19 protein-coding genes are annotated in these 20180 nt (G+C 67.8%); 9 read left to right on the plus strand and 10 right to left on the minus strand.

The window, feature by feature from the left end; genetic code table 11:
• Positions 1-19 precede the first annotated feature (19 nt).
• The 4 genes from ctaC to N803_RS03825 all read left to right on the plus strand — a co-directional run bounded on the left by ctaC (position 20) and on the right by N803_RS03825 (position 4192).
• Positions 20-940, plus strand: coding sequence for an aa3-type cytochrome oxidase subunit II (ctaC, locus tag N803_RS03810; RefSeq protein ID WP_052111736.1), 921 nt, complete (start codon positions 20-22; stop codon positions 938-940).
• A 31-nt stretch (positions 941-971) separates the two neighbouring features.
• Positions 972-2708, plus strand: a complete 1737-nt coding sequence (ctaD, locus tag N803_RS03815; RefSeq protein ID WP_035903294.1) for an aa3-type cytochrome oxidase subunit I — start codon at positions 972-974, stop codon at positions 2706-2708.
• Positions 2709-2711: 3 nt separating this feature from the next.
• Positions 2712-3116 carry a cytochrome c oxidase subunit 4 gene (locus N803_RS03820; protein WP_035902838.1) on the plus strand — a complete coding sequence of 135 codons (405 nt, stop codon included), beginning with the start codon at positions 2712-2714 and terminating at the stop codon, positions 3114-3116.
• 80 nt (positions 3117-3196) lie between these two features.
• Entirely contained in the window at positions 3197-4192 is a 996-nt protein-coding gene (locus tag N803_RS03825) for a DUF3500 domain-containing protein (protein WP_084763988.1), read from the plus strand.
• On the opposite strand, the gene N803_RS03830 is transcribed toward N803_RS03825, so the two are convergent.
• Positions 4189-4542: a metallopeptidase family protein gene (locus N803_RS03830; protein ID WP_035902840.1), complete on the minus strand. Its 354-nt coding sequence runs from the start codon at positions 4540-4542 to the stop codon at positions 4189-4191. The two genes, N803_RS03825 and N803_RS03830, sit on opposite strands and share 4 nt — an antisense overlap.
• 76 nt (positions 4543-4618) lie before the next feature.
• Here N803_RS03830 and N803_RS03835 point away from each other — a divergent pair, with 76 nt between their 5' ends.
• On the plus strand, positions 4619-4897 hold the full coding sequence (locus N803_RS03835; RefSeq protein ID WP_035902841.1) for a DUF167 domain-containing protein: 279 nt from the start codon (positions 4619-4621) through the stop codon (positions 4895-4897).
• On the opposite strand, the gene qcrB is transcribed toward N803_RS03835, so the two are convergent.
• Genes qcrB through ctaE form a run of 4 tightly spaced genes read right to left on the minus strand, consistent with a single transcriptional unit; the run spans position 4887 to position 9367 of the window.
• On the minus strand, positions 4887-6659 hold the full coding sequence (gene qcrB, locus N803_RS03840; RefSeq protein ID WP_035902842.1) for a cytochrome bc1 complex cytochrome b subunit: 1773 nt from the start codon (positions 6657-6659) through the stop codon (positions 4887-4889). The genes N803_RS03835 and qcrB overlap by 11 nt on opposite strands.
• Positions 6656-7786: a cytochrome bc1 complex Rieske iron-sulfur subunit gene (gene qcrA, locus N803_RS03845; RefSeq protein ID WP_035902843.1), complete on the minus strand. Its 1131-nt coding sequence runs from the start codon at positions 7784-7786 to the stop codon at positions 6656-6658. The genes qcrB and qcrA overlap by 4 nt, the downstream gene beginning before the upstream one ends.
• 48 nt (positions 7787-7834) lie before the next feature.
• Complete coding sequence (gene qcrC, locus N803_RS03850; RefSeq protein WP_035902845.1) at positions 7835-8638, minus strand: cytochrome bc1 complex diheme cytochrome c subunit; 804 nt, start codon at positions 8636-8638, stop codon at positions 7835-7837.
• A gap of 60 nt (positions 8639-8698) precedes the next feature.
• On the minus strand, positions 8699-9367 hold the full coding sequence (ctaE, locus tag N803_RS03855) for an aa3-type cytochrome oxidase subunit III (protein ID WP_052111738.1): 669 nt from the start codon (positions 9365-9367) through the stop codon (positions 8699-8701).
• An 86-nt stretch (positions 9368-9453) separates the two neighbouring features.
• On the opposite strand from ctaE, the gene N803_RS03860 reads away from it, so the two are divergent.
• Complete coding sequence (locus tag N803_RS03860) at positions 9454-9912, plus strand: response regulator transcription factor (RefSeq protein WP_211253451.1); 459 nt, start codon at positions 9454-9456, stop codon at positions 9910-9912.
• 10 nt (positions 9913-9922) lie between these two features.
• Positions 9923-10984 carry an anthranilate phosphoribosyltransferase gene (trpD, locus tag N803_RS03865; RefSeq protein ID WP_084763989.1) on the plus strand — a complete coding sequence of 354 codons (1062 nt, stop codon included), beginning with the start codon at positions 9923-9925 and terminating at the stop codon, positions 10982-10984.
• A 56-nt stretch (positions 10985-11040) separates the two neighbouring features.
• On the opposite strand, the gene N803_RS03870 is transcribed toward trpD, so the two are convergent.
• A complete protein-coding gene (locus N803_RS03870; RefSeq protein ID WP_035902847.1) occupies positions 11041-11319 on the minus strand; it encodes an Lrp/AsnC family transcriptional regulator in 279 nt (92 codons plus the stop codon).
• 116 nt (positions 11320-11435) lie between these two features.
• Positions 11436-13151: a DEDD exonuclease domain-containing protein gene (locus N803_RS03875; RefSeq protein WP_035902849.1), complete on the minus strand. Its 1716-nt coding sequence runs from the start codon at positions 13149-13151 to the stop codon at positions 11436-11438.
• Positions 13152-13265: 114 nt separating this feature from the next.
• Between N803_RS03875 and N803_RS03880 the strand changes: the two genes are divergently transcribed.
• Together N803_RS03880 and N803_RS03885 are read left to right on the plus strand one after the other, a co-directional pair.
• On the plus strand, positions 13266-13523 hold the full coding sequence (locus N803_RS03880) for a hypothetical protein (RefSeq protein WP_052111740.1): 258 nt from the start codon (positions 13266-13268) through the stop codon (positions 13521-13523).
• A 24-nt stretch (positions 13524-13547) separates the two neighbouring features.
• A complete protein-coding gene (locus tag N803_RS03885) occupies positions 13548-14534 on the plus strand; it encodes a hypothetical protein (protein WP_156969650.1) in 987 nt (328 codons plus the stop codon).
• An 82-nt stretch (positions 14535-14616) separates the two neighbouring features.
• Here N803_RS03885 and N803_RS03890 read toward each other — a convergent pair whose 3' ends face one another.
• The 3 genes from N803_RS03890 to N803_RS03900 form a co-directional block, all read right to left on the minus strand.
• Positions 14617-16386: an immune inhibitor A domain-containing protein gene (locus N803_RS03890; protein ID WP_035902850.1), complete on the minus strand. Its 1770-nt coding sequence runs from the start codon at positions 16384-16386 to the stop codon at positions 14617-14619.
• Between the two features lie 213 nt (positions 16387-16599).
• Positions 16600-17988 (minus strand): hypothetical protein, encoded by a 1389-nt coding sequence (locus N803_RS03895; RefSeq protein ID WP_211253452.1) that lies wholly within the window; start codon positions 17986-17988, stop codon positions 16600-16602.
• 335 nt (positions 17989-18323) lie between these two features.
• Positions 18324-20114, minus strand: coding sequence for an AMP-dependent synthetase/ligase (locus N803_RS03900; RefSeq protein WP_035902851.1), 1791 nt, complete (start codon positions 20112-20114; stop codon positions 18324-18326).
• Positions 20115-20180 lie beyond the last annotated feature (66 nt).

Genomic DNA, 20180 nt, shown 5'->3' on the forward strand with positions numbered 1-20180 from the left:
CATGCACTAGTGTTTGACCGTGTTCGAGCAGACGACGCAGGAGGGTGCCACGGTGCCTCAGACCGGCCACTTCAACAGCCGCTCGCGCGGCCGCAGACTGGCCACATGGGCCATCGTCGCGGTCGGGGCGATGCTGGCGCTCAGCGGGTGCGAACTCGGTGAGTTCAAGGACGGGTTCCTGCCGCACGGCGTGACCGAGAACTCCGAGCGCGTGCGCGTCCTGTGGATCGGCGGGTGGATCTCCCTCCTCGCCGTCGGTGCCCTCGTGTGGGGCCTCATGGCGTGGTGTGTCGTCGCCTACCGCCGCCGTCGTGACGACAACGAGCTGCCGGTTCAGTTGCGCTACAACGTGCCGCTCGAGATCCTCTACACGATCATCCCGATCTTCATGATCGCGGTCTTCTTCTACTACACGGCGCGTGACCAGTCGGCGCTCATGGACACGAGCAAGGAGCCGGACGTCACCGTCAACGTCGTCGGCAAGCAGTGGAGCTGGGACTTCAACTACGTCGAGGACAACGCCCACGAGGTCGGCACCCAGGCGATCATGACCGGGAAGCCCGGCGCCGAGGAGACCATCCCGACGATGTACCTCCCCGTCAACGAGCGGGTCGAGTTCGTCCTCACGTCGCGTGACGTCATCCACTCGTTCTGGGTGCCGCAGTTCCTCCAGAAGCTCGACATGCTCCCGGGCAAGGTCAACAAGTTCCAGGTCGTGCCGACCCAGGAAGGCACCTTCAAGGGCAAGTGCGCCGAGTTGTGCGGGGCCTACCACTCCCAGATGCTGTTCAACGTCAAGGTCGTCTCGCGTGCGGACTACGACGCGCACATCGCCGACCTGAAGTCGCGTGGCCAGAGCGGTCTCCTCGGAACCGACCTGAACCGCGAAAACCTTGTGCCGGGCGAGCAGGCGAAGCTGCCCGAGGAACTGAGGAACTGAATTCATGAGCGCGGCAACCGAATCCCAGACCATGCTCCGCGAGCGGCACGCCGCTCGCCCGCACCCGCGGCTCGCCCCGGGCTCGACGGTGATCAAGTGGATCACCACCACTGACCACAAGGTCATCGGCAACCTCTACTTCATCACCTCGTTCGCCTGGTTCCTCATGGGCGGCATCATGGCGCTGATCATCCGCGCCGAGCTGCTCCAGCCGGGCATGCAGGTCGTCGACAATCCCGAGCAGTTCAACCAGCTGTTCACCATGCACGGCACGATCATGCTGTTGCTCTTCGCGACACCGCTGTTCGCCGGCTTCGCCAACGCGCTCATGCCACTGCAGATCGGCGCGCCCGACGTGTCCTTCCCGCGGCTCAACATGTTCGCGTACTGGCTCTACCTCTTCGGCGGCCTCATCGCAGCGGGTGGCTTCCTGACGCCCGGTGGCGCGGCAGCCTTCGGTTGGTTCGCCTACACGCCGCTGTCGGACGCCTCCTACAGCCCCGGCATGGGCGGCAACCTGTGGGTCTTCGGCCTCGCGCTGAGCGGCTTCGGCACCATCCTCGGGTCGGTCAACTTCATCACGACCATCCTGACGATGCGTGCGCCCGGCATGACGATGTTCCGGATGCCGATCTTCGTCTGGACCGTCCTCGTCACCTCGATCCTCGTGCTGCTCATCTTCCCGGCCCTGGCCGCGGCGCTCTTCGCGCTCGGTGCCGACCGACGGTTCGGCGCGCACATCTTCGACCCGGACAGCGGCGGCGTGATGCTCTGGCAACACGTGTTCTGGTTCTTCGGACACCCAGAGGTCTACGTCATCGCCCTGCCCTTCTTCGGCATCATCTCCGAGATCGTGCCGGTGTTCTCGCGCAAGCCGATCTTCGGCTACAAGACCCTCGTCTACGCCACGATCGCCATCGCTGCCCTGTCCGTCTCGGTCTGGGCCCACCACATGTACGGCACGGGCCAGGTGCTGCTGCCGTTCTTCGCGATCATGACAATGCTCATCGCGGTCCCGACGGGCGTGAAGTTCTTCAACTGGATCGGCACGATGTGGGGCGGCAAGCTCTCCTTCGAGACGCCGATGCTCTGGTCGATCGGCTTCCTCGTGACCTTCCTCTTCGGCGGTCTCACCGGCGTCATCCTCGCCAGCCCGGCCCTCGACTTCCACCTGACCGACAGCTACTTCGTGGTCGCGCACTTCCACTACGTCGTGTTCGGCACCGTGGTCTTCGCCATGTTCGGTGGCTTCTACTTCTGGTGGCCCAAGCTCACCGGTCGGATGCTCGACGAGACTCTCGGCAAGGTCCACTTCTGGATGCTGTTCATCGGCTTCCACACGACCTTCCTCGTGCAGCACCTCCTCGGCATCTGGGGTATGCCGCGTCGTTACGCGGACTACCTGCCCGAGGACGGCTTCACCCTCGGCAACCAGATCTCGTCCGTCGGCGCGTTCATCCTCGGTGCGTCGATGCTGCCGTTCTTCTACAACGTGTGGAAGACGTGGCGCTACGCACCCCTCGTGGAGACCGACGACCCGTGGGGCTACGGCGCCTCGCTGGAGTGGGCGACGTCCTGCCCGCCGCCGCGCCACAACTTCAACTCCATCCCGCGGATCCGTTCGGAGCGCCCGGCGTTCGACCTCAACCACCCCGAGGCGGCACCGGCTGGCTACCAGCGCACCGGTTTGCTCAAGGTCATGGGTCCGGCCGACCTCGGAGACCAGGCGATGTCCTCGACCACCACGACGCAGCACAAGGAGTCCTGACCCATGCTGGCAATGGAACGGATCAGTTGGCTCTTCGGTGGCTTCGCTGCCCTCATGGCGGTCATCTACGGCCTGTGGACCGACCCCACCGAGCCGGTCGGTGTCACCGGCCTGACCCTCGGTGCCCTGCTCGGCTTCATGATCGCGGGCTACCTCAACCTCACCCGTCGCAAGCTCGAGGGCGTGCCGCCCGAGGATGACCCGTTGGGCGAGATCAGCGACATCGCCGGCGACTACGGCTTCTTCAGCCCGCACAGCTGGTGGCCCTTCTGGCTGGCCCTCACCTCGGCCATCATCTTCCTCGGCCTCGCCGTGGGTTGGTGGCTCGTGGCCCTGGGCGCGTTCTTCGTGATCCCCGCGCTCATCGGCTGGGTCTTCGAATACTGGAAGGGCCCCCACGCCCTCTGATTCGGACACGTTCGCAGGCAGACGGCCGCGTCGGACCCTCTGGGGTCGACGCGGCCGTCGCCGTGTGGTGAGACTGTTCCATGAGCACCGGCCCGATCGAGGAGACCACGAACCAGTCGACCGAGGTCGCGGACGGCGTGACCGTCTGCGCACTGTCGCTCGTCGAAGGGCTGGGGACTGCTGAGCGGGCCGCGTGCCTCACCGACTTCTCCGACCCGGCGTGGACGGAGTGGAGCTACCTTCCCGGCGATCGGCCCGGGCTCGCCCTGGAGCATGCCGACCGGATGCAGGTCGACGCGGTGATCGCGCTCGTCGATGCCTCGCTCTCGAAACTTGGTGCGAAACTGGTCCGGGGTGCGATCGACGTGGAGCGGGCCCGGCGCTTGTCGGTGACCGGGGTACTCCCCACCAGCGACCGCTACTGGGTCCGTGTGCTCGAAGATCCGGGGAAGAGCGTCTGGGCGTGGCGGCTCAACGGGCACCACGTCGGTCTGCACGTCACGGTGGACGGGTCAGACCTCACTTTCACCCCGCTCTTCATCGGCTCCGAACCCGCTCGCATCTCCAGCGGGCCGTTGGCCGGGACACGACTCCTCGGTCCGGAGGAGGACCTGGCACGTGACCTGCTCGCGGGCCTCGATGACGCCCAGCGGCAGCAGGCGGTGGCCACCGGGATCGCGCCGGCCGACATCCTGACCGGGATGGACCCGGTCGTCGACCCGTCGGTACTGCCCAGAGGGATTCGCCGGGGCGACCTGGAGTCGCACCAGCGGCCACTTCTCGACGCGCTCGTCCAGCGATACCTCGATCGTCTCCCGGCGGCATACGCCAGAAGGTGGTGGACCGAGGCGGTGGGGAAGGATTCAGCGGATCTGGAGTTCAGCTGGGCCGGCAGCCTCGAGGTCGGGAGCCCGCACTACTACTGCGTCCGGAGTTCGACACTCCTCATCGAGTACGACAACACCCAGGACGATGCCAACCACGCGCACTCGGTGCTCCGCCACCTGCGCGACGACTTTGGGGGAGATGTCCTGCGGGCGCACAGCCGGGCCCACCACCGGACGGCGGGCGACTAGCCCCAACCGAGTTCGTGCAGGGCGGCGTCATCGATGCCGAAGTGGTGGGCGATCTCGTGGACGACGGTGATGGCGATCTCGTCGCGAAGGTCGTCCAGGTCGTCGCACATGCGGGTGAGGGGGCCGCGGAAGAGGGTGATCCGATCAGGAAGGTTGCCCAGGCCCCAACCGGCGTCACGCTCGGTGAGGGGAACGCCGTCATAGACCCCGAGCAGGTCCGGGTCATCCGCCGGCGGCTCGTCCTCGACGAGGAAGACGACGTTGTCTAGCATGGCCATGAGGTCCTCGGGCACCTCGTCCAGGGACTCCTCGACGATGGTCTCGAAGAGGGCGGGGTCAATGGCGTCCACGGGGACACCCTGTCATGTCGGGTGGACACGCGCAGGAGGCGCTCCGTGAGGGCGCTCCGGGCGGGAGAATGGCCGCATGCGTGTGACTGTCAGGGTGCGCCCGGGGGCGTCCAGGATCGCCGTGGGCGGTCGGTACGGTGACGCAGAGCCTCCGACCCTCATCGTGGCCGTGACGGCACGGGCCGTGGACGGAGCAGCCACGGAGGCGGTGCTGCGGGCCGTCGCAGACGCCTTCGGTGTGCACCGGCGGCATGTGGCCCTCATCAACGGAGCGACCTCGAGGACGAAAGTCCTCGAGGTCGCTCTCGATGAGTCGGCAGGCCAGGAGCGGCTCGCCGAACTGCTCAGTCCCTGACCGGGCTCCCACTGCTGAGGCCGGTGGAGTCGGTGTCGGCTCCCTGCTCGATGGCGTCATGGTCCGATGCCTCGAGCGCCTCTGCGTGGTGACCGTCGTGGTGCGCCGCCGCCAGCTCGGCCGGGGTGACCGGGTTGACCGCGTCCTTGAAGAACCAGTGCGACAGCTTCGCGCGCAGACGGTCCTTGCGTGCCGCGGGACGTGCGACACCGTTCTCGTCGTACTCGGGCGTGAGCTGCAGGGGTGCGACAGGCTCGTGCTGGACGAGGATCCAGCGCTCCCGGTCGGTCAGGGCGTCGTGGCGCTCGTGGAACGAGCCGTCGGCGCCACGGATGATGCGACCCGACTCGCGCGAGTGCAGCGCGAGCTCACGGTCGTGACGCTGCAGGCTGAGGCAGATGCGCTTCGTGACCCAGAACGCGATCGGGGGCAGGACGAACAGGCCGATTCGGAATGCCCAAGTGATGTCGTTGATGGACATGCCGAGCTTGATGGCGATGATGTCGTTGCCCGCGGCGAACATGAACACCGAGTACGCGACGATCGCAGCCATGCCGATGCCGGTGCGGGTCGGGTTGTTGCGCGGTCGGTCGAGCAGGTGGTGCTCACGCTCGTCGCCCGTGATCCACCGCTCGACGAACGGGTAGACACCCAGAACGGTGTAGACGAGCGGGAGCAGAACCAGGGCGCCCAGCGCGATGTTCAGCGAGAGGGTGAACCCGAGGAAGGAGAACTCCAGCCACCCCGGGAGGAGGCGGAGCGCACCGTCGGCGAAGCCCATGTACCAGTCGGGCTGGGAACCCGCTGTGACGGGGGAGGGGTCGTACGGGCCGTAGGCCCAGATCGGGTTGATGGTGAACAACGCCGAGATCAGGGCGATGACACCGAACACGATGAAGAAGAACCCACCAGCCTTGGCCGCGTAGACCGGCATGACGCGGTAACCGACGACGTTGTCGTTGGTCTTGCCCGGGCCGGGGAACTGCGTGTGCTTGTGGACCGCGACCAGCGTGATGTGCGCGATGAACAGACCCACGAGGATGGCCGGGATGAGCAGGACGTGCGCCGAGTACAGGCGCGGGATGATCATCTCGCCCGGGAAGGGGCCGCCGAAGATCGCGTACGCGAGGTAGGAGCCGATGACAGGCGCAGTCTGGACGAAGCCCTCCATGGCGCGGATACCCGTGCCGGAGAGGAGGTCGTCGGGGAGGGAGTAGCCAGCGAAGCCCTCGACGATCGCCAGGAGCGCCAGGATCGTGCCGAGCACCCAGTTGAGCTCACGCGGCTTCCGGAAGGCGCCCGTGAAGAAGACACGGAACATGTGCACCGTCAGGCCGACGATGAACATCAGGGCGGCCCAGTGGTGGATCTGGCGGATGATCAGTCCGCCCTTGACGTCGAACGAGATGTTGAGCGTCGAGGCGTAGGCCTCCGACATCATCTGGCCCCGCAACGGCACGTAGGAGCCGTCGTAGATCGTGTGCCCGGCGCTCGGGATGAACCACAGGGTCAGGAGTGCACCCGTGAGCAGGCAGATGATGAGCGAGTACATCGCGATCTCACCGAGCATGAACGACCAGTGGTCGGGGAAGACCTTGCGAAGCAGGTAGTTGACCGGTTTGGCCGCGGACGTGCGGTCGTCGATCCAGCCGGCGAAGCCACCAGCCTTGCGCGCGGCAGCGCTCGGCGCCGCGTGAGCGGGCTTGTCGCCGTCGCGCAGTTGGTCCGCCGGACGGCCGGTCGGAAGGGTCTCGGTGCTCATGCGGATCCACGCTCCCAGAAGCTCGGTCCAACGGCTTCCTTGAACGGGCCCTTGGAGATGAGGTAACCCTCGTCGTCAACGGTGATCGGCAGCTGCGGCAGCGGGCGCTTGGCCGGGCCGAAGATCACCTTGCAGTCCTGCGTCACGTCGAAGGTGGACTGGTGGCAGGGGCACAGCAGGTGGTGCGTCTGCTGCTCGTAGAGGCCGACCGGGCAACCCACGTGCGTGCAGATCTTGGAGTAGGCGACGATGCCCTGGTGGCCCCAGTCCTTCTCCTTCTGGGACTTGATGTCATCGGGGTCGAGGCGCATGAGCAGCACGGCTGCCTTGGCCTTCTCCTCGAGGATGTGGTGCTCGAGGTCGAGCAGCCCCTCCGGCATGACGTGGAAGACCGAACCGATGGTGACGTCGCTCGCCTTGATGGGCGTGTTCTGCGGGTCACGCATGAGGCGCATCGGCTTGTTGGGGTAGCTGCCGTCCTCTTCCTTGTGGCCATTCCAGAAGCTCACCGACAGGTCGTCCTCAGGCAGCGGCCCGAGACCACCGATGAGGGGGAGGACGACGGGCACGGCGAAGAGACCGAGGGCACCACCGAGGGTGTACTTGATGAGTGGGCGGCGGGTCAGGTGAGCGCTCTCGGCACCGTCACCGAGGATCTCGACGAACTTCGACCGGTCCTCGTCGGCCGAGCGCATCGGGTGGCGCATCTCGACCTCCTCCTCGTCCGGCATGAGGGTCTTGGCCCACTGGACCGCACCCAGACCGATACCGAGGAGCGTGGCGGCCATCGACAGTCCGAGCGCGGTGTGCAGCGCATTGGTCTGCCCGATGCCGGGGATGAAGACGGTCGAGTGCTTGTCGATCGCGAAGTACGCCACGACGAACGCGAGCGTGCCGACGATGGAGAGCAGGAAGAGTCCGCCGACGATGCGCTCGGCGCGCTTGGCCGCAACCTCGTCGAGGTCGGTGCCACGGTGGATGTGGGGCCCGAAGCCGGGGTTCTCGAAACGCTCGGGGATGCCGCCGTCCCCAACGACGTGCCCCTGGTCGAGGCGAACGGCACCGGAGCCGAACTCACCCGTGGGGGTGACCTCGCCTCCGGTGGTGGGGCTGTCCTGCTCGTTCATCGGTCGTTCGATCCTGTCGACGGTGAGTGGGAAGCGGTCGTGTGCATGTCAGGCCGACTTCTGGCCGAGCCACACGGCTGCGGCGACCAGAATGCCCAGTCCGAAGAACCAGGCGAACCAGCCCTCGGTCACGGGGCCGAGGGCGCCCAGGGCGTGTCCACCCTGCTGCGGCGAGTCCTCGACCGACTTGAGGAAGGCGATGATGTCGCGCTTGCCCTCGGCGTTGATGTTGTTGTCGTTGAAGACCGGCATGGACTGCGGCCCGGTCTCCATGGCCTCGTAGATGTGCTTGGACTCGACACCCATGAGGGACGGGGCGTACTTGCCGCGGGTCAGGGCACCGCCCGATCCGGCGAAGTTGTGGCACATGGCGCAGTTCACGCGGAAGAGTTCGCCGCCCTTGGCGGGGTCGCCCTTGCTGGCGTCGACGTCCTCCTCGGCGGGAACCGCCGGGCCCGGGGCCAGGGACGCGATGTAGGCGCCGACCTGGTCGATCTCCTCCTGGCTGAACTGGACGTCACCACGCGCCGCCTGGATGCCGGGCTGGCGCATCGGCATACGGCCGGTACCCATCTGGAAGTCGACGGCTGCCGCACCGACACCGGCCAGTGCGGGACCGGCCACCTTGTCGCCGTTGCCGGTCGCCCGGCCCTCGGCGTTGACGCCGTGGCACGAGGCGCAGTTGGCCTGGAAGAGCTGCTTGCCGGCGGTGACGTCCTCGGCGGTGCTGGCCTCGGCCTGCGCCGGCTGCGGCGCGAGGGCAGAGTATGCGAAGCCGGTCACGAGGAGGCCGAGCATGAGCAGGATGGCGATCGCTGCCGGGTGGCGGCGGCGGGCGGCCAGTGCGTTCACGGCGTAAGTCCTGTCGGGGTCTCGGGGATGGAGGGTCCGGGGGAGGTCAGGGTGAGCACGTCACTTGAGGAGGTAGATCATCGCGAACAGCGCGATCCACACGACGTCGACGAAGTGCCAGTAGTAGGAGGTGACGACGGCGCCGGTCTCCTGGAGGTGCGTGTATCGGCGCGTGGTGAAGGTACGACCGATGATGAGCAGGAAGGCGATGAGGCCACCGGTGACGTGCATGCCGTGGAAGCCGGTCGCGAGGTAGAAGATCGACGAGTAGGAGTCGGTGCTCAGGGTCACGCCCTCCTGAACGAGCTGGGCGTATTCGTAGACCTGGCCGGCGATGAAGATCGAGCCGAAGACGTAGGTGAGGACGTACCACTCACGCATGCCCCACTCCCTGAACTTCAGGAGCGAGCCGGTGCGGGCGACCTGACCGGCCTCGGCCTTCCAGACGCCGAGCTGGCACCACACGGAGGAGATCACGAGGACGATCGTGTTGGCGAAGGCGAAGGGCACATTGAGTTCGGCTGTTCGTTCGGCCCACTGATCGGGGAGCACCCCTCGGAGCGAGAAGTAGAACGCGAAGAGCGCTGCGAAGAACATCAGCTCACTCGCGAGCCAGACCATCGTCCCGACCGCAACCATGTTGGGACGGGTCGCCGGACCGTAGTCCGGGATGCTGGGAACCGGACCGGACACTCGAGTCGTTGCTTCTGCAGTCGCCACGAGCGCCATTATGTCGTCATTCGTCTGTGAATGTCGCACCGACCCCCACCTTGGTGGTGTCGGTCCGGACAAACCCGCGTGGCTAGGATGCAGGCATGACCTCAGCGCACGCGGTTGACCCCGTCACGACGGGCCCGACGACCCCCGGACGCCCTGCAGTCCACCAGGTGTCGGTCCTCCTCTACAGCGACGACATCACCACGCGCGACGCGGTGCGCGCCGCCGCCGGGCGCCGTCCGGCGCGCGACGTCGAGGTCACCCGCTGGCTCGAGTGCGCGACCGCGTTCGCGGTGACCGAGGCGCTGGACGCCGGTGGGTGGGACGTCGTCGTGCTCGACGGCGAGGCGGCCAAGAACGGTGGCCTCGGCCTGTGCCGTGAGCTCAAGAACGAGATCTACAACTGCCCGCCGGTGCTGGTCCTGACCGGCCGCCCCCAGGACGGGTGGCTCGCCGCCTGGTCGCTGGCGGACGAGGCAGTGCCGCACCCGCTCGACCCCATCAAGGTCGCCGAGGCGATCGCCGGGCTCGCGCGCACGCGCTCTGCGGCTTCCTGACCGGCCCGCCGTGGTGTCCGGGGCCGGCCCGACGTGGCCTGATCTGCTGACCCGGCTCCTCGCCCGCGAGGATCTCTCGCTGGACGAGTCGCGCTGGGCCATGACGCGCATCATGGGCGGGGAGGCGTCCTCAGCTCAGGTCGCCGGCTTCCTCATGGCGCTGCGCTCCAAGGTCGAGTCCGTGGCCGAGGTGCGCGGTCTGGCCGATGTCATGCTCGAACATGCGCACCGGATCGAGATTCCCGGCGAGAGCATCGACATCTCGGGCACCGGTGGTGACCGATTCGGCACCGTGAACATCTCGACGATGTCGTCGGTGGTCATCGCCTCGACGGGCCTGCGCGTCGTCAAGCACGGGAACCGGGCGGCCTCGTCGAAGTCGGGGTCGGCGGACGTCCTCGAATCTCTCGGGGTCAACCTCAGCCTCACCCCTGACCAGGTGCGCCGGGTCGGGCTCGATGCGGGTATCACCTTCTGCTTCGCCCAGACCTTCCACCCGTCGATGCGCCACGCCGGCCCGGCTCGTGCGGAACTGGGGGTCGGGACGGCGTTCAACCTGCTCGGACCGCTCACCAACCCGGCACAGCCGACGTATGCCGCGGTCGGCGTCGCGGACGTTCGTTTCCTTCCCATCATTGCCGGGGTGTTCGCCGACAGGGGTCAGGTTGCGGCAGTCTTCCGCGGGGAGGAAGGCCTGGACGAGATGTCCATTGCCGGGCCGACCCGGGTGCTGTGGGTTCGCGAAGGCAAGGTCACCGAGACGATGGTGCACCCGAGCGACGTCGGTCTCGAGGTCTCGACGATCGACAGCATCAAGGGTGGGCTGGCCGACGAGAACGCGGAGGTTGCCCGTCGCGTGTTCGCGGGTGATCGTGGTCCGGCTCGGGACGCCGTTCTGCTCAATGCCGGTACCGCGCTCGCCGTCGCGTCCGGCGCGGACCACAGCACGGCCGCCGAGATCCACGACGCGATCGGGGACGGCGTGCAGCGTGCGGCTGCCGCGATCGATTCCGGCGAGGCGGCCGCCCAGCTGGAGCGCTGGATCGCGAGCAGCCGCGCCGTTGCCGACTGACGACACCGCGACGGGGCTGGTGATGTCCTGAGCCCGAGGCTCCAGGCGTCCGGGGTTTACTCGAGCCCGAGGCTGAACGCGGCCTCGAGGTCGTGCTTGGAGTACGTCTGGAAGGCGATGTGCGTGGCTGTGCCGGTCACGCCCTGGACCTTGTTGAGCCGGTCGGCGATGACGTTGGCCAGTTCGTCGTGCTGTCGGACGCGCACCATGGCGATGAGATCGGCGTCGCCTGCGACGGAGTAGACCTCGCTCACACCCTCGAGTTCGGCCACTTCCTGGGCGACTTCGGGGATGCGGTTGACCTCGGCAGTGATGAGAACGATGGCGGTGATCACGATCGGCAGCCTAGTCGGGTGAGCGGACCCACTGCCTCACGCGGGTTCCTCTCACCTCGCCTGATCGCGGCGATCAGGCGACGTGAGAGGAAGCCACTTCGGGCGGGAAAGTCTCGTCAGGCGGTGCGGAAGCCCGCCGACTGGCGCCGTGAGGCCTCGACCGGCTCGAGGGCGTGCCGGACGCCGGTGGCTCCGCCGACGGGGCAGGTCCATTGGCCCTCGATGTCGACGACCCGCACACCGGGCGCGTCGAGCCACCGCAGGATGCGCTCGCTCTCCTCGGGGGTCGCGGCCGTCGATGGAGGCAGGGGAGCAGCCACCACTTCGGCGCTGGCCCGCAGCGCGTCGATGTAGGGCATCGGGTCCGCGCCGCGGGGGGCCAGAGTGCTGCCGGCGAGGCGGCCATGGCGGATGCACATGATCTCCCAGCCGCCGGTTTCGCCCCGTCGCGCCGCGACGAGTTCGGCAGTGCGGGACAGCGGGTCGAGGCGTTGGGCACGCGAAGCGCCGCGCACGAGGCTGAGCATGCGGTCGCGCACGACTCCGGCGTCCTCGTAGCGCTCCTGATCAGCGAGCCGGTCCATGCGTTCACGCCACGTCGAGACGGCAGCTGACGCGTCACCGGCGAGCAGTGCCACTGCCTCGGCGACGACAGCCGCGTAGTCCTCGACGCTCTGCGCTCCGGTGCACGGCGCACCGCACCGGCCCATGTCGGCCAGAGCGCACGCGGATCGCGGTGTGGTCGTCGACAACCGTTCGAGGCATTGGCGCAGGGGCACGATCTCGTGGACCGCGGCCACGGCATCGCCCGCCGTGCCCCGGGAGGCGAACGGGCCGATGTAGCGCGTGTCGTCGTCGGCGACCTGACGCACGATCGACAGTCGAGGGAAGGGCTCGACCGTGAGCTTGACCCACCAGGCGCGCTCGGGGTTGCGGGACCTCCGGTTGTAGCGCGGCTTGTGCTCGGCGATGAGGCGCAGCTCGCGCACCTCTGCCTCGAGTGGGGTGGCGCAGACGATCGGAGTGACCGACTCGGCGAGCCGCACCATCTCGGCCATGCGTCGACGCTGCTCGGAGGCCGTGAAGTAGCTGCGCACCCGGGTGCGGATCGACACCGAGGTGCCGACGTAGAGCACGCGGCCCTGACCGTCCTTGAAGAGGTAGACCCCCGGCGCCTCCGGCAGGCCGTCGGCCAGGTGGCGCTTGCGTCGGGTCGCGGGGGACACCTTCGACGAATAGGCCCTGAGCTCCTCGAGTGAGTGCACGCCGAGCGAGCCCACCCGCGCGATCAGGCCGTGGAGCACATCCACGGTGGCCCGGGCGTCGTGGAGGGCTCGGTGGTCAGGGGTGGTGGTCGCGCCGAAAAGCCTTGCGAGAGAACCCAATCGGTGGTTGGGAGCTTCGTCCCGCCCGACGAGTTGGCGAGCGAGGTGCACGGTGTCGACGACGGGGAAGCGTGGCCAGTCGCGATCGGCGCGGGCGCACGCCGCCTTGAGGAACGAGATGTCGAAGCCGGCATTGTGCGCCACCAGCACGGAACCGGCCGCGAACTCGAGGAAGGACACGAGCGCCGATTCGACGACCGGCGCGTCACGGACCATCGAGTCGGTGATGCCCGTCAGTGCCTGGATGAAGGCGGGGATCGGCTCCCCGGGATTGACGAAGGTCTGGAACTCGCCCAGCACCTCGCCACCGCACACCTTGACGGCACCGATCTCCGTGATGCCGCATTCGCTCGGGCTCCCGCCCGTCGTCTCGAGGTCCACCACGACGAACGTCACGCCGGACAGTGGGGTGCCCAGGTCGTCGAGGGTGCCCTGGACCATCTGCATGACTGAGAGGCTAGGTCGAGGGTCCGACACTCCGCGGGAGGCAGGACCGGTTCGGGATGGCTGTCGGTGGCGACTTCTAGCGTGGGCGGCGCCCACCACGAAAGGGGTGACGACATGAACCACGACCTGACTCACACCAGCCTGACCATCCTCTGTGCGCGCTGCCCGGTGCGCGACCTCCAGTGCGGCGACTGCATGGTGACCGCGCTGGTCGACCCCGGCTCCATGGGGCTGGGTGCCGACCTCCACCTCGACGCCGACGAACGCGCGGCTGTCACGGCCTGCGTGCGGGCCGGACTCATCACGGCCGAGGCGGCTGCGACCGTGCGGGCCGAGCGGGTGCCGTTCGACCTAGGACATGCGGTGGGCTGACGTCCGCCTGACACCATGGGTCCCGTGACCCTGACCCACCTCCCGAAGCGGGTTCCGATCGCGCGGATCGTCCTCGCGGTTGGCCTCGTCGCCAGCCCGGTCACGGCCTGCGACCGGGCCAAGCCCACGGTGGCATCGTCCGCCTCGGTGAGTGCACCGACCGCGCCCGAGGTCGCGACCCCTGCACCGGCACTCACGACGACAGCGTCCGCCGTCCCGCCTCAGGCCGGTTCGTCGAGGCCGACGGCCCCGGCGGGATCCACCACCGTCACGGGACGCGCGAGCACGGTCACCGGCACGGTCGACAGGGCGACGCTGACGGCATACGCACAGATGGCCGACTCAGCGGTCGCGGAGGTGAGTGAACGCTGGAAGCGCACGTGGCCGCGCCGAGTGGTGATCATCGCGCCCCGCGATGCGGCGCAGTTCCGCGAGCAGGTGGGGCGCGCCGATGACCTCGGCCAGGTCGCGGCGATCACGGACGGTCCGATCGGCCCGCATGGTCGAGCCACCGGAGATCGGATCGTCCTCAATCCGGACGCGTTCGCACGGCTCACCGCAGAGGGGCGACAGTTCGTGCTCACCCACGAGACCACCCACGTCGCCGTCCGCAGTTCGCTGGCCGGCGCCGCGCCGTTGTGGCTCGTCGAGGGCTACGCCGACCACGTCGGCTATTCCGGATCCGACCGGAGCCGGACCGACCTTGCGGCATCCCTGCTCGAGCGCGTGCGCTCCGGGAAGGGCCCGACCCGTCTGCCGACGCAGGGCGACTTCGACCCGGCGCAGGGCGAGATCGCACCGACCTACCTCGGGGCCTGGCTCGCCGTCGACCTCATCGCGAGCAGGTATGGCGAGGGCACGCTGCGACGCTTCTACGAGGCGTCGACGGTGACGGACTCCTCGGCGGCGGCCGACACCGCAACCGACCGCGCCTTCGTCGACGTCCTCGGGACAACGCGGGCGGCGTTCACGAAGTCGTGGCTCGCCGAACTGGATCGGCTCGCCGGATAGTTCGGGTTCGGCCGCTGACGACCGAACGGCCCGGGCACCGCAGTGGTGCCCGGGCCGTCCTCGTCCAGCCGACCGGAACGGATCAGCCGTTGACCTTGACCGTCATCTTGCCGGTCTGGTTGCTCTGCACGACGCGGATCTTCACGCCGACACCCGCAACCTTGACGCTGCCCTGAGGATTGGCCGGGTCGTAGTAGCGGTTCGGGTCGCTGTCGTCGAACACCGGAACCGGTGCCTGAGCCGGCAGGTCGAACGTCGTCATCACGTCCCCGACCTCGCGGTGCAGCGAGATGGGATCGGTGGCCTGGACGCCGAACGTCGAGTCGAACGTCTGGATCCGGTTGCGAGTCAGGGCACCGTCACTCCAGCGTGTGGCCATGGGCCGCGCGTCCACGGGGAGGATGCGCCCTGTGCCGGGGTGCGTTCGCGTGTTGTTGTTCGAGACCGCAGTGTTCCAATAGCTCACGAGGAGCCCGTCCTGGTAGGGGAAGTGCTCGACCCAGTTGGGCTTCGTCACACCCCAGCCGAAGTTGTACGGCCCCGGCTTGAGCGTCGCGTCGTAGCCGGTGTACTGCCGGTTCTCTGCGATGTAGTAGCGGTCGCGTCCGTTGGCATCCTTGGGGAGGGTGACGACGAGTGCCTGCTGCTTCTTCGTGGCGTGCGCCGATGGGCCGAGCATGACCGCGACATCGACCGCGTCGTGCGGCACGGTCACGTAGTCGAGCCACCCGAGTTGGAGCTTCTCCCACGCGCCCATGTGGTTCGGCGTCGTGCCGATCGAGTCCTGTCCGTGGCCGAGCCACGAGCCCGAGCTCATGAGTGTCCAGAAGCCGGTCCCGTTCTCGCCACCGCTCGTGTCGTAGAGGTCGGGAAGCCCGAGGTCGTGGCCGAACTCGTGGGCAAAGACGCCGAGTCCGCCGTTCTCCGGCTCGGTCGTGTAGTCACGGATCCACAGGCCGGTGTTGCCGATCTGAACTCCGCCGTTGCGGTTCCACTCGGGTCCGCCGCCGGAGCGCTGCCCCACGGACCAGCGGTGCGACCAGATCGTCCACTCGGGCGCGCCGGCCTCCTCGCCCTCTCCGGCGTGAACCGCCTGGAAGTGGTCGATGTAGCCGTCCGGCTCGGTGAAGACGCCGTCCTTGTCGTAGTCGAAGCGGTCCCACTGGTCGAACTCACGCAGGTATGCCGTGATGTCCGCGTCGGTCTTGCCGCTCGCCTTCTGGTGCTCGTACCAAGCGGTGGCACCGTCCTGGATGAACCGGGTCATGTCGGTCTGGCTCTCGGTCTGGCCGTAGCTCGCCGAGTTGTAGGGAACGGTGACCCACTCGGAGGTGTCGCCCTTGACGGTGTAGCGTCCGCTCGACATCTCCTTGTAGACGCTCGACATGGACTCGCCGTCGCCGAAGAACATGTCCTGGAAGTGGTCGCGGTTGAAGTCATCGACCCAGTACGTGGTGTTGTCCACCGCCCGGTCCGGCTCGGGGATCTCGTTGTGCTGCGGGCCCGTCGGAGCTGTCGGGAATCGGCTGTCGACCTGGTCGCCGAACTCGATGAGGAACGTCAGGATGCTGTCCGTGGACTGCAGGCCGTACTGCGCCCACTGACCGGGAGAGATCTGGACGGATTTGCCGCTGCCCTTGGTGACGGGCTTGGCCTCACCCTGCAGGACCTGTGAGACGGCCTCCTCGACTGCCGCCCGCCGGGCGTCGTTCTGTTCGTCGGGTCGGTCGTCGATCCGCTGAGGCGCCGTGTCACTCCGATCGGGAGTGGCCGTGGCGGATTGTCCCGGAGCGAGCGCCGCGGCCGCTGCAACGGCTACGCCCACGAGGATTCGCGATCTGCTGTGTCGCACGTGAAACCTCCTTGGCCCCACCGTCGAGGATGGGGCCTCTCAGTGAGATCGCGCCCCTGTGAAGTGTTGGGGCGCTGGCCGCCGGGCGACGGTTGGAGGGGAGTCCAGGGTGGCAGTGTGACTTCCGCCATAGTTCTTTTCTGTCGAGCAGCGTTACGGGACAACCGTATTCACGACGCGTCGGAGTGAACACGCCGCGCAGGCCTCGAGGGCTCAGGGCTCGGCGCGTTGGTGACGCCGGGCCGGAACGGCGAGTGAGATGGCGACGAGCGCGGCGCTCAGCCAGTACTGGTTGTAGAACGCCTGCTTGTTGACGAGGTTGGCGGCGAGGAGGACGAAGGCGAACCAGCGCAGCAGTTCGTCGAGGCCGGGTTGACGGCGGTGGATGAGCCACGCAGCCGTCCCCAGTGCGCCGACGACGACGATGCCGGTCACCCAGAACGGCAGAGTGATGCCGTGCTCGTTGAGGAAGTACAGGTACCACGTGTTGGCGAACCGGATCGGGTGGAAGCCGACGAGCAGCGTGACGGTGTCGTGGACGAAGTCCTTCGGCGACGCGAGAAACCAGGGCGCGATGAGCACCCCGGTCAGCGCGCCGGTGGCGATCGCACGCTTCACCCCGAACGGCCGCCACAGCAGGAGCAGGGGCAGGAGCAGTGCCAGGTGCTGCTTGCTCGCGCAGGCGAGTGCGAGCGGCACGATCGCCCACCACGCGTGACCGCGCCGCACGAGGACGGCCCACCACACGATGCCCGTCGCGAGCAGCGGCTCGGTCCACGCCTGGTCGATCTGAGTGAGGGTTCCGGGCGCGACGACGAGGGCCGTGACCGGGATGGCCGCACGCAGCGCCGAGGCGCACATACTCGACTCATCGTCGCCGCGACGGGGACGCGCGAGGGCCCAGATGCCGGCGAAGAGCACCACGGACCAGAACGCCAGCGCCCACCGGACGTCCCCACCGATCCACCGACCCGGCGCGAGCAGCACGGTCGTCCACGGCAGGTAGGTGAACGCGTCCTGGATGCCGGGGGAGTCGGTCCAGTTCATGTCGTAGAAGTTCTCGCCGCGCGCGAGCGCATCGCTGGCCTGCTGGAGCGTCACCCAGACGTCGATCTTGGGAGCGGGGTCGCCGATCGTCGCGATGGTTGCGGTGACGACGTGGCCGAGAACCGCCAGCAGGTATGCCGTCCGCGCCCGTGCCGCTGTCGGCTGCACCAGGAGTGCCGCGCCACCGAGACCGACCACACTCAGCGTCACCAGGGAGGCCGTGAGCGAACCTCCTCGGAGGTAGCTGAACAGCGGAACCAGCCACGTGATGACGACGGACGCCACGAGCACCGTTGGTGCGAGCAGCGGTGGGACAGAACGAATTTCGCTGCGTCGCCACAACCACACACCCAGTCCGGTTGCAGCAACGCTGAGCGTGATGACGATCGGGAAGCGGAAGCGCACGACGCTCCACTGAAGGACGCCAAGGTAGGCGAGCCAGAGCACGGCAAGCGCCCACGCGGCATACCTGTCGGCGAAGCCTGCGGACGTCGCGGGTCGTGGGGAAGTCTCCCCACGACCCGCGACATCGTGCGCGTCAGCCGCCGTACTCAATGCGGCGGCCTCCTCATCCGTTCCGCTGCGCCGGGACTCCTTCGTCGCCCCAACGCTCCACCACTTCTTCGTCAGCCGCCGTACTCAATGCGGCGGCCTCCTCATCCGTTCCGCTGCGCCGGGACTCCTTCGTCGCCCCAACGCTCCACCACTTCTTCGTCAGCCGCCGTACTCAATGCGGCGGCCTCCTCATCCGTTCCGCTGCGCCGGGACTCCTTCGTCGCCCCAACGCTCCACCACTTCTTCGTCAGCCGCCGTACTCAATGCGGCGGCCTCCTCATCCGTTCCGCTGCGCCGGGACTCCTTCGTCGCCCCAACGCTCCACCACTTCTTCGTCAGCCGCCGTACTGCGCGTCGACCTCGTCCGCGAAGTCGCGCATGACGATGTTGCGCTTGAGCTTCAGCGACGGGGTCAGGTGGCCGGTCTCCTCGGTGAAGTCCGACTCGAGCACGGCGAACTTGCGGATCGACTCGGCCTTGGAGACAGCCGTGTTCGCCTCGTCGACGGCCTTCTGCAGCTCGGCCAGAACGGTCTCGTCCGTGCGCGCCTTGGCGGGCGTGATGCCCTCGAGGCCGTGGTTCGCGGCCCACATCGGCAGCATCTCCTCGTCGAGCGTCAGCAGCGCCGCAATGAATGGCTTCTGGTCACCGACGACGATGCACTGCGACACCAGGGGGTGCGCACGCAGCCGGTCCTCGAGCACGGCCGGAGCGACGTTCTTGCCGCCCGCCGTCACGAGGATCTCCTTCTTGCGACCCGTGATCCGCAGGTAGCCGTCCTCGTCGAGTTCACCGATGTCGCCGGTGTGGAACCAGCCGTCACGGATCGACTCGGCCGTCGCCTCGGGGTTGTTGCGGTAGTTCGCGAACACCTGCACGCCCTTGAGCAGAATCTCGCCGTCCTCGGCGATGCGGATGCTCGAACCGGGAAGCGGCGGACCGACCGTGCCGACCTTGAGGCGCTCGGGCAGGTTGACCGAGATCGGCGCCGTCGTCTCGGTGAGTCCGTAGCCCTCGAGGATCGTCACACCGATGCCGCGGAAGAAGTGGCCGAGGCGGGTACCGAGCGGCGCACCCCCCGAGACGGCGTACTGCACCTTGCCGCCCATGGCGTCGCGCAGCTTGCCGTAGACGAGCTTGTCGAAGACGGCGTGCTTGGCCTTGAGTCCGAAGCCGACCGAACCAGCCTGCTGCGCCTCGGACCACGCGATGGCGGTGTCCGCAGCCTTGGCGAAGATGTTGCCCTTGCCACCGGCGACGGCCTTGGCCTCGGCGGAGTTGTAGACCTTCTCGAACACGCGCGGAACGGCCAGGATAAACGTCGGCTGGTAGCTCGCGAAGTCGTCGAGGAGCGTCTTGATGTCGGCCGAGTGGGCCATCTTGGCGCCTGCCTGGACGCACAGCACCTCGATGAAGCGGGCGAAGACGTGGGCGAGGGGGAGGAAGAGGAGCGTCGAGGCGCCAGGAGCACCGACGACGTCCTTGAGCTTCTCGACGGTGTTCTCGGCGAGGTCGAGGAAATTGCCGTGGGTCAGCTCCACGCCCTTGGGGCGTCCCGTGGTGCCGGAGGTGTAGATGATCGTCGCGACGGACCCGCGGTCGATCGCGGCGCGCGCCGTCGTCAGGACGGAGTCGTCGGAGCTGGCGCCGTTCGCGGCGAGGGTGTCGAGGTCACCGTTGTCGATCGTCCAGGTGTGGGCCAGGGCGGGGAGGTTGCCGGCGACGCTCGCGACCGCGCTTGCGTGCTTCTCGGACTCGACGACCACGCCCATCGCGCCCGAGTCCTTGAGGATCCACTCGACCTGGTCGGGGGAGGAGGTTTCGTAGATCGGCACGGGGATGGCGCCGGCGGCCCACAGGGCGAAGTCGGTGAGCGTCCACTCGTAGCGGGTGCGGCTCATGATGGCGACGGCCGAGCCGGGCGTGATTCCCGCGGCGACGAAGCCCTTGGCCAACGCGTCGACACCATCGGCGAACTCCTTGGCGGAGACGTCGCTCCACCCCGCGCCGGACCGCATGCCGAAGAGGATTCGTTGAGGATTCTCGTTGCGGTGCCGCACCGGCAGGTCAGCCAGGCTTCCCTCCGTGGTCGCGGGGGTGAGGGCGGGAGTGGACTTCTCTTGCAACGTGTTCTCCTTCGACCGGACGCGACGGCATCGGCGTTCCCGATTGACCAGCGGATGGGCGGTGGA

The organism is Knoellia subterranea KCTC 19937 (assembly GCF_000768685.1).
GTDB lineage: Bacteria > Actinomycetota > Actinomycetes > Actinomycetales > Dermatophilaceae > Knoellia > Knoellia subterranea.

What these genes read in the sequence shown, in the direction of transcription:
- N803_RS03835 (WP_035902841.1), top strand. Translation starts at nt 4,619, where the DNA reads ATGCGTGTGACTGTCAGGGTGCGCCCGGGGGCGTCCAGGATCGCCGTG.
- qcrB (WP_035902842.1), bottom strand. Translation starts at nt 6,659, where the DNA reads ATGAGCACCGAGACCCTTCCGACCGGCCGTCCGGCGGACCAACTGCGC.
- N803_RS03875 (WP_035902849.1), bottom strand. Translation starts at nt 13,151, where the DNA reads ATGCAGATGGTCCAGGGCACCCTCGACGACCTGGGCACCCCACTGTCC.
- N803_RS03825 (WP_084763988.1), top strand. Translation starts at nt 3,197, where the DNA reads ATGAGCACCGGCCCGATCGAGGAGACCACGAACCAGTCGACCGAGGTC.
- ctaE (WP_052111738.1), bottom strand. Translation starts at nt 9,367, where the DNA reads ATGGCGCTCGTGGCGACTGCAGAAGCAACGACTCGAGTGTCCGGTCCG.
- N803_RS03880 (WP_052111740.1), top strand. Translation starts at nt 13,266, where the DNA reads ATGAACCACGACCTGACTCACACCAGCCTGACCATCCTCTGTGCGCGC.
- ctaD (WP_035903294.1), top strand. Translation starts at nt 972, where the DNA reads ATGCTCCGCGAGCGGCACGCCGCTCGCCCGCACCCGCGGCTCGCCCCG.
- N803_RS03860 (WP_211253451.1), top strand. Translation starts at nt 9,454, where the DNA reads ATGACCTCAGCGCACGCGGTTGACCCCGTCACGACGGGCCCGACGACC.
- N803_RS03820 (WP_035902838.1), top strand. Translation starts at nt 2,712, where the DNA reads ATGCTGGCAATGGAACGGATCAGTTGGCTCTTCGGTGGCTTCGCTGCC.
- qcrA (WP_035902843.1), bottom strand. Translation starts at nt 7,786, where the DNA reads ATGAACGAGCAGGACAGCCCCACCACCGGAGGCGAGGTCACCCCCACG.